At 34.3% G+C, this 14,189-nt stretch carries 15 protein-coding genes; 10 read left to right on the forward strand and 5 right to left on the reverse strand.

The window, feature by feature from the left end; genetic code table 11:
• Positions 1-1,007: IS91 family transposase (locus tag PL77_RS07395; RefSeq protein WP_044203396.1), on the reverse strand; the 1,007-nt coding region annotated here is incomplete at its 3' end.
• A complete protein-coding gene (locus PL77_RS07400) occupies positions 991-1,824 on the reverse strand; it encodes a tyrosine-type recombinase/integrase (RefSeq protein ID WP_052444243.1) in 834 nt (277 codons plus the stop codon). The genes PL77_RS07400 and PL77_RS07395, both read right to left, overlap by 17 nt.
• A gap of 252 nt (positions 1,825-2,076) precedes the next feature.
• Here PL77_RS07400 and PL77_RS07410 point away from each other — a divergent pair, with 252 nt between their 5' ends.
• Positions 2,077-2,499, forward strand: coding sequence for a hypothetical protein (locus tag PL77_RS07410; protein ID WP_044203399.1), 423 nt, complete (start codon positions 2,077-2,079; stop codon positions 2,497-2,499).
• A gap of 342 nt (positions 2,500-2,841) precedes the next feature.
• On the opposite strand, the gene PL77_RS07415 is transcribed toward PL77_RS07410, so the two are convergent.
• Together PL77_RS07415 and PL77_RS32535 are read right to left on the reverse strand one after the other, a co-directional pair.
• Positions 2,842-3,606 carry a transposase gene (locus PL77_RS07415; protein WP_172665818.1) on the reverse strand — a complete coding sequence of 255 codons (765 nt, stop codon included), beginning with the start codon at positions 3,604-3,606 and terminating at the stop codon, positions 2,842-2,844.
• Positions 3,607-3,623: 17 nt separating this feature from the next.
• On the reverse strand, positions 3,624-3,854 hold the full coding sequence (locus PL77_RS32535; RefSeq protein ID WP_044203400.1) for a phage integrase N-terminal SAM-like domain-containing protein: 231 nt from the start codon (positions 3,852-3,854) through the stop codon (positions 3,624-3,626).
• 188 nt (positions 3,855-4,042) lie between these two features.
• Between PL77_RS32535 and PL77_RS07425 the strand changes: the two genes are divergently transcribed.
• The 9 genes from PL77_RS07425 to lysS all read left to right on the forward strand — a co-directional run bounded on the left by PL77_RS07425 (position 4,043) and on the right by lysS (position 12,706).
• Positions 4,043-4,831 carry a hypothetical protein gene (locus tag PL77_RS07425; RefSeq protein ID WP_044203401.1) on the forward strand — a complete coding sequence of 263 codons (789 nt, stop codon included), beginning with the start codon at positions 4,043-4,045 and terminating at the stop codon, positions 4,829-4,831.
• Between the two features lie 334 nt (positions 4,832-5,165).
• Entirely contained in the window at positions 5,166-5,855 is a 690-nt protein-coding gene (locus PL77_RS07430; RefSeq protein ID WP_044203402.1) for an SUKH-3 domain-containing protein, read from the forward strand.
• Positions 5,856-5,990: 135 nt separating this feature from the next.
• On the forward strand, positions 5,991-6,458 hold the full coding sequence (locus PL77_RS07435; RefSeq protein ID WP_044203603.1) for a GNAT family N-acetyltransferase: 468 nt from the start codon (positions 5,991-5,993) through the stop codon (positions 6,456-6,458).
• Positions 6,459-6,930: 472 nt separating this feature from the next.
• Positions 6,931-7,647 carry a hypothetical protein gene (locus PL77_RS07440; protein ID WP_044203403.1) on the forward strand — a complete coding sequence of 239 codons (717 nt, stop codon included), beginning with the start codon at positions 6,931-6,933 and terminating at the stop codon, positions 7,645-7,647.
• Positions 7,648-7,840: 193 nt separating this feature from the next.
• Positions 7,841-8,104, forward strand: coding sequence for a hypothetical protein (locus tag PL77_RS07445; RefSeq protein WP_044203405.1), 264 nt, complete (start codon positions 7,841-7,843; stop codon positions 8,102-8,104).
• 82 nt (positions 8,105-8,186) lie between these two features.
• Positions 8,187-8,729 carry a hypothetical protein gene (locus PL77_RS07450; RefSeq protein WP_044203406.1) on the forward strand — a complete coding sequence of 181 codons (543 nt, stop codon included), beginning with the start codon at positions 8,187-8,189 and terminating at the stop codon, positions 8,727-8,729.
• 58 nt (positions 8,730-8,787) lie between these two features.
• Positions 8,788-9,369, forward strand: a complete 582-nt coding sequence (locus PL77_RS07455) for a uracil-DNA glycosylase family protein (protein ID WP_044203407.1) — start codon at positions 8,788-8,790, stop codon at positions 9,367-9,369.
• Positions 9,370-9,618: 249 nt separating this feature from the next.
• On the forward strand, positions 9,619-10,731 hold the full coding sequence (locus PL77_RS07460) for an AraC family transcriptional regulator (RefSeq protein WP_044203409.1): 1,113 nt from the start codon (positions 9,619-9,621) through the stop codon (positions 10,729-10,731).
• Between the two features lie 220 nt (positions 10,732-10,951).
• Entirely contained in the window at positions 10,952-12,706 is a 1,755-nt protein-coding gene (gene lysS / locus PL77_RS07465; RefSeq protein ID WP_044203410.1) for a lysine--tRNA ligase, read from the forward strand.
• 168 nt (positions 12,707-12,874) lie between these two features.
• Here lysS and PL77_RS07470 read toward each other — a convergent pair whose 3' ends face one another.
• Positions 12,875-14,068, reverse strand: coding sequence for an acetate/propionate family kinase (locus PL77_RS07470; protein ID WP_044203412.1), 1,194 nt, complete (start codon positions 14,066-14,068; stop codon positions 12,875-12,877).
• Positions 14,069-14,189 lie beyond the last annotated feature (121 nt).

Below are 14,189 nucleotides of genomic sequence, written 5' to 3' on the forward strand. Positions count from 1 at the left end.
ATCCAGTTCCATTCTACCTTTTGAGGTGGTTTCTGGCCGATAGACTTTCTGATTTTCTCTATTTTGACTTTTTTGATGGCTCCGTTGTAAAACCCAAAATGCCTGATCCTTCTAAAGCCCTTTGGAAGCAGATGCATAGCATATTTTTTGATAAAATCCACATTTGATAGCGTCATCTCTTTTTTCTTTGCACCGGTTCTGTAATCCTTGTAAGAGAAGGTAACTTTTCCTTTAGAGTAGTCTAATAAACGGTGGTTTGAGATGGCGGTTTTGTGGGTGTATCTGCCAAGATATTCAATGATCTGTTTTGCACCTCCAAAAGGTCTTTTGGCATAGACCACCCATTCTTTTTCAAAACAACTTTTCGCAGTGTTTTGGTCTAAATATGTTTTTGATATATCATTCTTTCTTATTTGATCTACAAGTTTTGCTCTGAACATTTTTGCTAATGCTTTTGCCGGGAAAAGGTACTTCCCTGTTTTGTCACTGCCCACCCAATGCTTGCCATTACAAAGTACACCTCCCGGAATAATGCAATGCAGGTGAGGATGCAGACTCAAATTTTGCCCCCAAGTATGAAGTACTGCGATCATTCCCATTTCCCCCTTTAGACTTTTGCTTCCGAATGTTCTGATGGTTTCCCAGACGGTTTTGAAAAGCAGATTATACATCAAATCAGGCTTATGCAGAAAGAGATCATTCAATTCATGAGGTACCGTAAATACAGTATGAAAATAAGGCACATTCAGCACTTCCTCCTCCCGTCTCGCAATCCATTTCTCCCTGTAGGTTGCCTGACATTTCGGGCAGTTTCTATTTCTGCAACTGTTGTATGAAACTCTCACTTCATTGCACTTTTTACAGTAGTCGATATGCCTCCCGAGTTTAGCCGTCCGGCATATTGTCATTGCATGCAGATCGTATTTCTGCCTGCTGAGAAAATGAGTAGAAGCTCTCCAAAACTGTTGCTGATTGAGAATGTGACTGATCTCAATTTTTGGCTTCATAGATCTTGTCGAAAGGCGAGAAGGAATTGGATTTTTTGACGGTTGTAAGATTGATATACTCCAAGGTGGTTTGAAGCGATTCATGCCCAAGCAGTTCCTTTAATGTAAAAGGATCCATTCCCATTTCGACGCAGTGCGTGGCATATGTGTGCCTTAAGGTGTGTGTTGTGACTTTTTTGTTAATCTTTGCCGCCTTCACTGTCTGCTTAAGCATTCTTCCAATTGAGGTTGTCGCAATATGTTTTTGAGATCCGTATCCTTGGAAAAGCCATATATTTGGATTTTCAGTTTCAAGATATTTCTTGATGCCCACTTTCATATTTTCAGCAAGAGGCACCACTCTGTTTTTGGCATATTTGGTATCTCTGACATAGATCGTCATTCTTTGCAAATCGATGTCAGCGACCTTCAGTTGAGCGACCTCTCTAATTCTTAGTCCCGCCGAGTAAATCAGAGCAAACATCACCCTGTATTTCAGTAAGTCAGGTATTTTAAAGAGGATTTTACATTCCTCGACTGACAAGATATCAGGAATCACTTTTTTCTTTCTTAATACAGGAAGCTTGATGTTTTTCTCTTCTCTTCCAGAGTATTTAAAAATGTATCTCAGTGCATAGACATAGTGCTTGAAAGCCGTATAAGAAGTTTGCTTTTTTTCTTTGAGCTGTAGTAGATAATCATTAATTTCATCATCGGAAAGTTCAAGAGGAGTCTTGTTGAAATGCAAAGCAATTTTAGCAATAGACTTGATATAATTATCAAAAGTAGACTTCGACTTTCCACTTAGAGACATATTACGATATACTTCGTTGTACATCTCTTTAAAACCAGGAACATTAAATGCTCTGTCTAGTATAGTACCAATTTTTTTTTCATCTTACGAAATTGAAGTGGTATTGAATTTATTAAGATGTAAAGTTAAGAAATTGAAGGCTTTAGCTAGCGGAGCTTTTGTTCAACACCAGCTAAAACAGCAAGTCTCGGTCGACGCGACCTCGCTCGCTGTTTAGCATTTACGTTGGGTACAATTGGACTCAATTTACGAGAACTTATAAACCTTTTACAATAAATGAACTTAGAAAAAGAACTATTGGATTTTTTAAAATTAGGTCAAAAATTAGAATATGATATATCTAAAGTTGAACCTGGATTTGTTGGTTTACATAAACATGAAAATCTGAAGGAAAGTCATATATATTTAGAAGGACCAGAAGAAACACAATCTTATTATGAGATACCTGCTGTTAGTTTAACTGGAGAAAATGAATATTATGATCCTGAATTTATTTTACTTTGGTTACCAAATGAACAAAAATATGGTACGTGGGATAGCGATCATTGGGATTTATTTATCTTTGATAATTGTGAATGGAATGATATAAAGAAGTCTCCTGATCAATATATCAATTATCAATGGGAACCCAATGATTTAAAAATCATGGAATTTGACCCTAGTCTTAAATATAAGTTGAAGCAAGGTATGCCTTATTAAAAATGTGTATCTAACTTATAGATTTAAAGGGGAATACAAAATCAAAAGTACCCAATAATTAGGGCTTAGTTTGGTCTTCAGACCCAAAAATTAAGCCCTGGTTGAACAAAGGCGGTGTAGTTCTCTTGCATTTAGTTGTATGGAAATTAGGAAGGACTTTTCGATTACTCGGGAGGTCTTTTTTTGTAGAGAACTTTTTTATAGATCACTTTCCCTCTCATTTTTTCACCTTAAAAGCCCTAAATAAAGTATTCATTAGGACTGAATCGCCTGCTTTTGGAAAGTTTAGGGTGTAACCTATCAGGCTTATTTTCATAAGCAAAAAAATGAGAGGGTCAGTTTCTAATTAAGGTTGCGTTCTACTTCTGTTTCCTTATTTGGTGGAGCTCTTTGAGAAGCGAACCGTGGCATAATAACCATCGACCTTTCTCCACAGCAGGGGCAGACTAATGGATCATACCCCAGTTTTTCTCTTGAAAGTTTGATCCAGTTCCATTCTACCTTTTGAGGTGGTTTCTGGCCGATAGACTTTCTGATTTTCTCTATTTTGACTTTTTTGATGGCTCCGTTGTAAAACCCAAAATGCCTGATCCTTCTAAAGCCCTTTGGAAGCAGATGCATAGCATATCTTTTGATAAAATCCACATCCGATAGCTTCATCTCTTTTTTCTGTGCACCGGTTCTGTAATCCTTGTAAGAAAAGGTGACTTTTCCTTTAGAGTAGTCTAATAAACGGTGGTTTGAGATGGCGGTTTTGTGAGTGTATCTACCAAGATATTCGATGATCTGCCTTGCACCTCCAAAAGGTCTTTTGGCATAGACCACCCATTCCTTTTCAAAACAACTTTTCGCAGTGTTTTTTTGGTCTAAATACGTTTTTGATATACCATTCTTTCTTATCTGATCTACAAGTTTTGCTCTGAACATTTTTGCTAATGCCTTTGTCGGGAAAAGGTACTTTCCTGTTTTGTCACTGCCCACCCAATGCTTGCCATTACAAAGTGCACCTCCCGGAATAATGCAATGCAGGTGAGGATGCAGACTCAAATTTTGTCCCCAAGTATGATCGACCTCTCTAACTCTTAATCCTGCTGAGTAAATCAGCACAAACATCACCCTGTACTTCAGTAAGTCAGGTGTTTTAAAAATGGCTTTACATTTCTCGACTGATAAAATATCAGGAGTGGCTCTTTTTCTTTGAGCTGAAGTAGATAATCATTAATTTCATCATCGGAAAGTTCAAGAAGAGTCTTGTTAAAATGCAAAGCAATTTTAGCAATAGACTTGATGTAGTTATCAAAAGTAGACTTTGACTTTCCACTTAAAGACATGTTACGATATACCTCATTGTACATCTCTTTGAAACTAGGAACATTAAATGCTCTGTCTAGTATAGTACTAATTTTATTTCGTCTTGCGAAATTAAAGGATTTAGCTAGCGGAACTTTTGTTCAATATCAACTAAACTCCAATCACGGTTGACGCAACCGCTCTCGAGTTTAGTAATCACGTTGCCACCCATTAAGAAACAGAATTGTATAAAATGAAAAGAATAATCTTGTTGATATTAATTTTTACTCCATCTCTATCATTCGGACAAATAGAAAATCGATGGCAACCTGATAGTGTTTACTCAAATCGACAAGTAAAGAAAGTATTCGTCTATTTAAATTCACCAAAAGATTTATCTGAAATCGTAGAATTTGATACTACAGGGAAGAGGATTCGCTCTACAAAATTCAGTGCATCCTATAACAAAAAGACCAGAAAATTGAAAGGGATTGATAAAGTAAGTTTCTATGAGTATGATTCAAAAAACCATTTGATTCGAATAATTGATTCATTAAAAACAGATTCTACTATTTTCAAATATGGAAATGATAATAAGTTAATCTCATCTCAAAAGAGATTAGGAAATTTTGTTTATGAGACTATGTACAAACATAATCCTTTAGTGGAAACTACAATCCGAAGAAAGGATTCAGTAATAGTATATAATAAAACGAAGGAGTATGATAAGGATTTTTATGTCAGTAGGTTTTATGGCTTTTATTTAGAACCGAAGCTAAAGAATATTACAGATACTATAGAAGGAGTTCCAAACACAACTGCTTATAAAGACTATGATGATTTAGAAAAATTCAAGGACAATAAGATTATTAAAAACAGTTTTGATTCGAACTCTCAACTTATAAAATCAGAAATCAAATCTATATTTTTGAATGATAGAATCAATGAGTATGAACTAAATTACTCATATTATAAGAACGGATTATTAAAAAGTATAAGAGGATATATACCTAGATACTTTAAATACGAATTTTGGGATTAAAAACGGGTGGCAATAATTAGGGCTTAGTTTGGTCTTCAGACCCAAAAATTAAGCCCTAGTTGAACAAAGTAGGTGAATTTTTCATGCACTCAACTATATGAAATTAGGAAGGACTTTTCGATTATTCGGGAAGTCTTTTTCTTTGAGCCTTTTGTGAGGGAAAACGTGGCATAATGATCATTGACGTTTCTCCGTAGCAGGAGCAAATCAATGGAAACAATACTGGTAGGTTGATAGAAATGGGTACTGATCGTTTACTGAAATTGATTACTTTTATAATTATTAATTTGAGTGAGCGATCAGGCTCTACTTTACATTATTATTGATAGATAAAATGGAAGAGGCAGATAAAAGAAAAATTTTAAATTTCCTATCAGGTAATGTCTCTGTAAAAGAATTTGAATCTTGGGTATATAATAACTCAGAGCTAGAATCTAGATTAGGCACTGATTGCTTTTTTGACTTAATCAATGCAGATTTTAATAATAAAGAGAGTGTTTATGCAATTAAATCAGCATTATTGGGGAAATATATTGATTTAGAGGAATTGAAAAACTTCAAGTATCATAAGATTTTAGAACAAGCAGGCTGGTTCGATGGTAGGAAAATGAAAAAGGCTGTAGAAACAAAAAATTTACAACCTGAATTAAAACATGCTTGGAATATTCTTTCCGAGTTTGGAGGATTAGAGTTAATCACAACTTATGAATCTGATTACTGGACTCCGAGAAATATCAAATTTCCTGAAACTATTGAACAAATGAATAATGGAGCAAGATATGGATTAGAAAAGAAACTAATTTGTTTTGCCAATATTGATGATTACAATTCAGCCTTGTATGTAGATGATGAAAACAATTTTTATCAATTAGATGATATTGCAAGCATTAAACTTTATCAATTTAAAGGAAAAGAGTTTTCCAAAATGATACAGAATCTACTCGGATTAGATGAAGAAGGGAAGTTTGAACTTATAGGAAACTCAAGTGAAAAAAATGGCGGACAAAGGCCAAAAAAGCGTTAAGATTATTGCATTTAAGCGTGCTCTCCACAAAATGAAAAACTTAAAACGATTTGCGGCTATTTAGAAGACGGAACGTAAGTTTTTTGAAATGCTTTTTAGCCGAGTCATTGTATGCATAAAAACGAACAAAAAATAATGACCACAGAAATACGTAACACTATTCAAAGTGATATTGATGGACTAAAAGAAGTTCTTGACTCTAGTGAACTTTTTCCTTCTGAATATCTAGACGAGATGATCTCTGACTATTTTAATAATCCTGATACAGAAGAAATTTGGTTTACAAATATATCTTACGGGAAAATTATTGGATTTGGTTACTGTACTCCAGAAAAGCTGACCCAAGGAACATATAATTTACTTGCAATTGCAGTCAAAAAAGAGTTTCAAGGAAAAGGAGAAGGTAGGAAAATGATGGACTACATTGAGCATTTACTCTCTGCTAAAGGGCATAGAATTCTAATTGTAGAAACATCAAGCGACTCTCAATATAAACTCACAAGAAAATTCTATGACCAACTTGGATATAGAAAGGAAGCGACTATTCGGGATTTTTGGAAAGAGGGAGAAGATAAAGTCATTTATTGGAAAAAGTTAAGGTAAAGAATTGTCTACATTAAAACCTATACAAAACACTTGTAGGTAAATGTATAAGACATAACTTTAACAGCATTACACTTCAACATCTTGATCTAGTTCAACTTCTTTTCTTAGCTTAGCGACATTTTTATAAATGTGATCGTGAAACTATTATATACACTTCTATTTATTAACTTTTTGGAACAATCACTCCATTTAGATATGCTTGAGTTGTGAGTGAAAAAGATACTATTTTAGCATCAGTATTGGAGCTTCTTACAGAAAATGGCGACAAAATTTATGCATCCATGCGTAACATAAAAAAGTACTTCTTTTAGAAGAGAAAGATGAAAGTTGACGATTACTTAGTTTTAAGTTGATTACAATGGAAGTATTGAAAAACTAACATTAGATTATTTTCTAGTTTGTTGCATCAAAAACTGTAATTTTGAAAATTAAACATCTACAATATTTGATGTGATTTAATTACTTTACTATGAATACTAACAGCTACAGTAAATCTTTCTATTATTTTGTAGGGATTGCATTTTTATGGATTCCTATTTTATTTTTTGATTCTCCTTACTTTGATGAAAATTTTTTCGATGGAAAAATAATCTCTACCGTATCGGTTTACAGCATATTTGCAATCATATTTTTCTTATCATCATTACGCATCCGATTTTTAATGACAGTCATGGTGCCTTTGTCATGGTTAGGTGAAATGTTGTGTTGTGTATGGATGGATATGTATGATTATAGGGGAGGACAAATTCCGATGTATGTACCCTTTGGTCATGCTGTAATATTTGCATTGGGATGGAATATCACTCAAAAAAGCCCAATTCTTTCCAACGCTCTTCAATTCAAAAAATGGATGATGGGTTTTTATATTTTACTTTTCGCAATAGTAATTCTATACTTCAAAGACACGTTAAGTTTAGCCCTAGGAGCATTATTCTTCTGGGCTTTATGGAGAAGAAATTACATGCCTTTTTACCTTGTGATGAGTGCATTGGTGTTATATCTGGAAATAATCGGAACGTATTACGGAGTATGGAAATGGGATCAAAAACAGTGGATCTTCCAAACTATCAACCCTCCCATAGGAGCCATGTTTATTTATATTGGCGGTGATATGATTTTAGGCAGATTGTGCAGGTATTTGTTAAAGGGCTTGAGAAAGAGAAAGGTCGTTTATGTGAGGAATTAATTCATATTATTAGTCAACAATAGATCTATCTAATTGTCTCAATAGAACTGTTCGTGATGTCAAGCCGAAAGGCGTCATTACGAACTTTAGAATTGTATAAGTTTGAAACTTATTACAATAAAATATATCCATGATTTCTTGAACAGAAACAAAAATAGTATCAATATGAACTAATGTTCTTCAAAAAAATAAGATGGTTAATAGATTAAAACTTACTGGCGTGTTTAGAGATTTAAGTAACAGTGATAATTTAATCTATGTATGCGAGCAAATAACAGGTGAAATAATAAATGGAAGAAGTATTGTCTTTGAAAGTCAAATTCTTGGTGAAATAGTATCCTTTGATAAAATAAACGTGCCTTTCTCAGATAACATCTTTGAAATTGTGATAAGATTAAAAAAAGAAACAAAATGGACGGCTGAAGAAGTAAAAGGTAAAGAGGTAATTATTTTGTGATGTTATATTTACCTTGAGGACTAAGCCATATAAATGTTATTGCTTTGAGATAAAGTTATTGAATTATAAAAGAACTATTGTAATGAAAAAAGTAATCATAAAATGGAACTCCATACTAATTGTTTATATAGTTGTGTTATATGGAACTATTTCAGTTTCAAATGCACAAAGTTGTACAATCATAGAAGAAGAAATGAATGACTTTTCTTTACAGTATTTAGATTTAAATAAAGTCGATTTGAATCATAAGTTTATGATGACACTATTAACTATTGATGGAATGGGTCGGAAATCTTATACCCTTTACTCACAAGGTGAACAATGTTTTTTTGAAGTTAAAATAGAAGAAGAACAAGTTGTTTTTACTAGTACAGTGAATTGTATTTTTGATACTATCTCTTCTTTAAAAGAAAACCATGTTATTTATGAAATCTGTTCGTCAAATTTTGAACGGCATTACTTTGATGCGATGCTGATAAAAGCAGGCCCTCAAGTAGAATATTTTATCCCAATTGGATCATCTGTATTCGGCAACATAGAATGTATTAGCTCCAAAAGTGAACTTTTCTCAAAACTGATAAAAAAGTTTCAAACGGAGTACTTATTAAATAAAAATAAGTACTGATTTATCTTCTTAGTTGAGGTTTACACTAATTTGAAAATAATACAACCCAAAAAATATCATGGACTCAGCTGAACTATTAATAAATGAAATCATCAACTCGGATATCTGCAAAGGATGTGAGCCACCAAATTCAAAACCATTATTGAATTTTTCATCAAAATCTAAAATACTGATTGTAGGTCAAGCTCCCGGAGTTAAAGCCATTGAATCAGGAATTCCCTGGAATGATGCAAGTGGGAGAAGGCTAAGAGAATGGATGGGTATATCGGATGACGATTTTTATAATAAGGAAAAAGTAGCCATTGTACCCATGGACTTCTGTTTTCCTGGTAAAGGAAAATCAGGGGATTTGCCACCTCGACCGATATGTGCTCAAAAGTGGTTGCCAAAAATCATGAAAGAGCTCAAAAATGTAGAGTTCACCCTCTTAATAGGGCAGTATGCACAAAAACACTTTCTTGGCGAACTCAGAAAACCTAACTTAACCTCTACAGTTAAAAATTGGAAGGAATATTACCCAAAATACTTTGTGATGCCACATCCTTCTCCAAGAAACAATATTTGGTTAAGAAAAAACGAATGGTTTGAAGTTGAATTATTACCCGTTTTAAAAAGTGAAATAGAGAAAATTTGTTCTTAAAAGAAAGAATAAAAAAACTGTTGGAATGTTGATTGAAAGTAATTGAAAACTCAGTGGATAATGTAATAATCTATTCACTCTAAATGATGGATGTATTCATCTATAAAGTGTAAAGCAGGTAGGTTTTAGTCCTCCTTAAGTGTTACAAAAAATGAGGATTAGTTACAATCTGTTTCAAATTGAATAAAATGTAAATAAATCCAAATATTTCTATTACATTGGGCTTGAGACTAACTTTTATTTCATAACATGAATTTCAACATCTATAACTTCTTGAGCATTGTAGGAGCTGTTCAAGGGGTGATATTTTCGCTTATAATACTTTTTTTTCATAGAGGTCGTAAAAGTTCAAACTATTTGTTATCAGCGTTAATTGCTTGTATTGCATTGACTATGGGTCGTCATGTATTGTCTGATATGCAAGTATTAAAACAGCATCCTTTATTAGAAAGTGTTCCGTTGACCTACTTATTGATGATAGGACCACTGTTGTATTTATATACAAGGTCTATTTGTACATTAAACTATGTTTTCGATTTTAATTCTTTAAAACACTTATTGCCCTCTTTTATTTTCTTTATTGGAAGGGTATTCAATATGATTGATCAATTTTACTTTAAAGTGGGCGTTTTTGAGGTTCTAAACGGCTATGGTAAATTAGAAGTGATAGTTGGTGTTTTCTCCATGAGCGTGTATGCTTTTATGACTTTTAGAACGATTGATGAAGAAGAAGAGATTTCGGATGCTGATGTGCAAAACAGAATATGGATGAAAAAAATTATCTATGGATGGTCAGTAGGGTGGATCTTATTTGCTGTTTTATCTTTAGTAGATCTTATTTTCTTTAACTACGAAAGACCTTATTCAGATTATTACATTTTATTTCTCTATTTGGCGTTTGTGATTTATTGGTTAGGGTTAAAAGGTTTTTATGAGAGAATTACGCATTTCACAAAAGAAGTGAAGATTGAAGAACCTGAAAAAATAACGATTATCAAGTCGAATAGACTACAGAGTGATATGGAATACCTACAAAAAGTGATGGAGGTAGAAGAGTTGTATTTAGATCATGAGTTGACCTTAGAAAAATTATCTTCGAAAGTAGGCTTTTCCACGAAAAAGGTTTCCATTATCCTTAATCAAGGTTTTAAAAAATCATTTTATCACTTTATTAATATCTATAGGGTAGAAGAATTCAAGAAAAGAGTACATCAAATCGAAAATCAAGACCTCACTTTATTGGCTATTGCTTACGATTGTGGCTTTAACTCTAAGTCAACTTTTAATTATATTTTCAAAAAGGAAACGGGCGAAACACCTCATCAATATAAAAAGAGGACGAAGCCAAGAACTGCTGTTTAAGTATTACGAATTGCTCTTCAAATAGACTAAAAGCAAACAAATTTTGTCATTTAATTGAAAATAGATTTAAATTTTAAATGATTCCCTGTTTTTTTCAAAATCAATCCTCCTAGTTCCAATAAATTCTATTATTTTCGCCTTTTGAAATTGTGCAGTAATGTATAGTAACCGAAGGGGTTTTCGGTTATGCATTTCTGACGTTGAGCAAAAAACAATCAAAATGCAAATTCTTAGCGAACAAGAAGTACTCCGTCGAGAAAAAAGACAACAGCTAATGGACTTGGGTGTCGATCCATATCCAGCGGAAAAATTTGATGTAAACGTTTCAGCAGCACATATTCATAAGAATTTCGATCGTCGTCCTAATGATTATGGAACAGTGTCTATTGCTGGTCGTATTATGAGTGTTCGTGCGATGGGTAAGGCAGCTTTTGTAGAATTACAAGATGCCTCAGGTCGTATCCAAGTTTATGTAAATAGAGATGAAATCTGTCCTGGAGAGGATAAGACATTATATAATACGGTTTTTAAGAAACTTTTAGATAGAGGTGATTTTATCGGTATTGAAGGTTTTGTTTTCAAAACAGAAGTAGGTGAAACTACTGTTCATGCCAAAACTCTAAAGGTTTTATCTAAAGCCTTAAAACCACTTCCTGCCGTTAAGGTAACAAAAGACGAGGATGGTAAAGAAACAATGCACGATGCATTTTCTGACCCTGAATTAAGATACCGTCAACGTTATGTGGATTTAGTAGTCAATAAAGAAGTAAAAGAGACTTTCGTGAAAAGAACGAAAATCATCAACGCTATGCGTAACTTCTTTAATGATCACGGACATTTAGAAGTAGATACTCCAGTATTACAAAGTATTCCTGGTGGTGCAGCAGCTAGTCCGTTCATTACGCACCACAATGCTTTAGATACACCTTTATACTTAAGAATTGCCAACGAATTATACTTAAAAAGATTGATCGTAGGTGGTTTTGATGGTGTATATGAGTTCTCACGTAACTTCAGAAATGAAGGTATGGACAGAACGCACAACCCTGAGTTTACAGCCGTTGAAATCTATGTTGCTTACAAAGATTACAACTGGATGATGGAATTCACGGAGCAATGTTTAGAGCACGTTGCCATCGCTGCAAATGGTACTACTGATGCGAAGGTTGGCAATAATGATATTTCTTTCAAAGCACCTTACCGTCGTGTAACAATGGCAGAGGCGATCATGGAACATACAGGCAAAGACATCAACGGTAAATCTGTTGAAGAATTACGTGTATTCTGTGACGAGTTAGGTATTGAGCATGACGAGACAATGGGTAAAGGTAAATTAATCGATGAGATCTTCGGTGAGAAATGTGAGGGTAACTATATCCAACCAACATTCATTACTGACTATCCTGTTGAGATGTCTCCTTTATGTAAGCGTCATAGAGATAATCCTGAATTAACAGAGCGTTTTGAATTGATGGTGAACGGTAAAGAGGTAGCCAATGCTTACTCTGAGTTGAATGACCCAGTTGATCAAAGAGAGCGTTTTGAGGAGCAAATGAAATTAATGGAAGCGGGTGATGATGAAGCAATGTTCATCGACCAAGACTTCTTAAGAGCGTTAGAATATGGTATGCCTCCAACATCAGGTTTAGGTATCGGTATCGACCGTTTAGTAATGATGTTGACGGATAATGCTTCTATCCAAGAAGTTTTATTCTTCCCTCAAATGCGTCCTGAAAAATGGCCTGTAGCTTCTTCGGAGCAAGAGTGGTCAGCAATCGGTGTTGAGAAAGATTTGATCAACGTGATGCACAAATTAGGTTTCTATATGACTTCTGACCTTGCTGATAAAGCAGTAGGTAAATTGATGAATGACTTCATCGGTATGAAGAAGAAATTGAAATTGAAGCAAATCCCTAACCCTTCAAAAGACGCGGTTCAAGGATGGATTGACAAGGCAGCAGCAGCCAACAGCTAGTCAAAAATACTACAATAGTAGTCAATGATATAAGAGCTACCTTCAGCAATGAGGGTAGCTTTTTCTTTGCCCAAAAACATAAGCTTATAGAGTATCAGAATTGGTAAATAAAAAAGGCTTTATACTTAATGAAAAGTACAAAGCCTAATATAGATGTGAGTGGAATGTTTACTTTACTAAGTTGAAGGTATCTCTTGCGATCATCACTTCTTCATTCGTAGGAATTACAGCAACTCTAACTTTTGAGTCATCCGCTGAAATTACAGCTTCTTCACCCATTAGTGCTTCGTTCTTACTATGGTCTAGCTTAATACCAAGTCCTTCTAATCCTTTAAGGATTTCTTTTCTTGCGTTGATGGCATTTTCACCAATACCACCAGTAAAGATGATGGTTTCTAAACCTCCTAATGTAGCCATATAAGTACCGATATATTTTTTTACATCGTAATGGAACATTCTTAAGGCAAGGTCAGCATCTTCGTTACCTTTACTTGCAGCGATAGATACATCTCTGTAATCAGATGAAACACCAGAAACACCGTATAGACCTGATTCTTTATTGATAAGATTCGAAATACCTTTTACATCAAGGTGTTCGTGATCTGCAATGAAAGGAATAACACCTGGATCAATAGATCCGCAACGTGTACCCATCATCAAACCATCAGTAGGAGAGAAGCCCATTGATGTTTCAATTGATTTGCCCTCTTCAATAGCAGCAAGTGAACTTCCGTTACCCAAATGACATGTAATCATTTTAGAGGTTCTATCTTCACCATACAGCTCTTTAGCACGGTCAGAAACATACTGATGACTCGTACCATGGAAACCGTACTTTCTCAAACCATACTTCTTAAAGAAGCTGATCGGTAAAGCATATACGGCTCTTTGTTCAGGAATAGTGTGGTGGAATGCTGTATCAAACACTGCAACTTGTGGGATCTTACCAATAGCTCTTTCAATGGCTTCCACACCTTTGATATTGGCAGGGTTGTGCAGCGGTGCTAAATCAATACACGAAGTGATGCCGTGCATTACGTCATCATTGATCAAAACACTTTTTGAGAACGTAGAACCACCGTGTACAATTCTATGTCCTACCGCTGATAATTCTTCTAGTGAAGAAAGAATATTTAGCTTTTCATCTGTAATGATGCTTAATAAAAATTCGATTCCTTTAGAGTGGTCTGGTATTGTTAATCGGATTATTTCTTTACGTCCCTCGCTGTTCTTGACTGTAATTGAAGCGTCTGGTAAGCCAATCTTTTCTATCAATCCTTTTCCGATGACCTTTTCTGAAGGCATTTCGATAAGTTGGAACTTGATAGAAGAACTACCAGAGTTAAGTATGAGAATTTTCACTTTTAATGCGTAGTAAATGATATAAAATTTTTCGTTGAACTAATATCACAACTATCTCATAGAATTACAGCGATAAAAATCACCCTTTTGCAAATGTTAAAAAGTAACAGTCACAAAAGGG

It is taken from the genome of Flammeovirga sp. OC4, assembly GCF_000812565.1.
GTDB lineage: Bacteria > Bacteroidota > Bacteroidia > Cytophagales > Flammeovirgaceae > Flammeovirga.

Coding starts and splice junctions, on each gene's coding strand:
- PL77_RS07400 (WP_052444243.1), bottom strand. CDS start 1,824: ATGTACAACGAAGTATATCGTAATATGTCTCTAAGTGGAAAGTCGAAG.
- lysS (WP_044203410.1), top strand. CDS start 10,952: ATGCAAATTCTTAGCGAACAAGAAGTACTCCGTCGAGAAAAAAGACAA.
- PL77_RS07440 (WP_044203403.1), top strand. CDS start 6,931: ATGAATACTAACAGCTACAGTAAATCTTTCTATTATTTTGTAGGGATT.
- PL77_RS07430 (WP_044203402.1), top strand. CDS start 5,166: ATGGAAGAGGCAGATAAAAGAAAAATTTTAAATTTCCTATCAGGTAAT.
- PL77_RS07455 (WP_044203407.1), top strand. CDS start 8,788: ATGGACTCAGCTGAACTATTAATAAATGAAATCATCAACTCGGATATC.
- PL77_RS07445 (WP_044203405.1), top strand. CDS start 7,841: ATGGTTAATAGATTAAAACTTACTGGCGTGTTTAGAGATTTAAGTAAC.
- PL77_RS07435 (WP_044203603.1), top strand. CDS start 5,991: ATGACCACAGAAATACGTAACACTATTCAAAGTGATATTGATGGACTA.
- PL77_RS07425 (WP_044203401.1), top strand. CDS start 4,043: ATGAAAAGAATAATCTTGTTGATATTAATTTTTACTCCATCTCTATCA.
- PL77_RS07410 (WP_044203399.1), top strand. CDS start 2,077: ATGAACTTAGAAAAAGAACTATTGGATTTTTTAAAATTAGGTCAAAAA.
- PL77_RS07460 (WP_044203409.1), top strand. CDS start 9,619: ATGAATTTCAACATCTATAACTTCTTGAGCATTGTAGGAGCTGTTCAA.
- PL77_RS32535 (WP_044203400.1), bottom strand. CDS start 3,854: ATGTACAATGAGGTATATCGTAACATGTCTTTAAGTGGAAAGTCAAAG.
- PL77_RS07450 (WP_044203406.1), top strand. CDS start 8,187: ATGAAAAAAGTAATCATAAAATGGAACTCCATACTAATTGTTTATATA.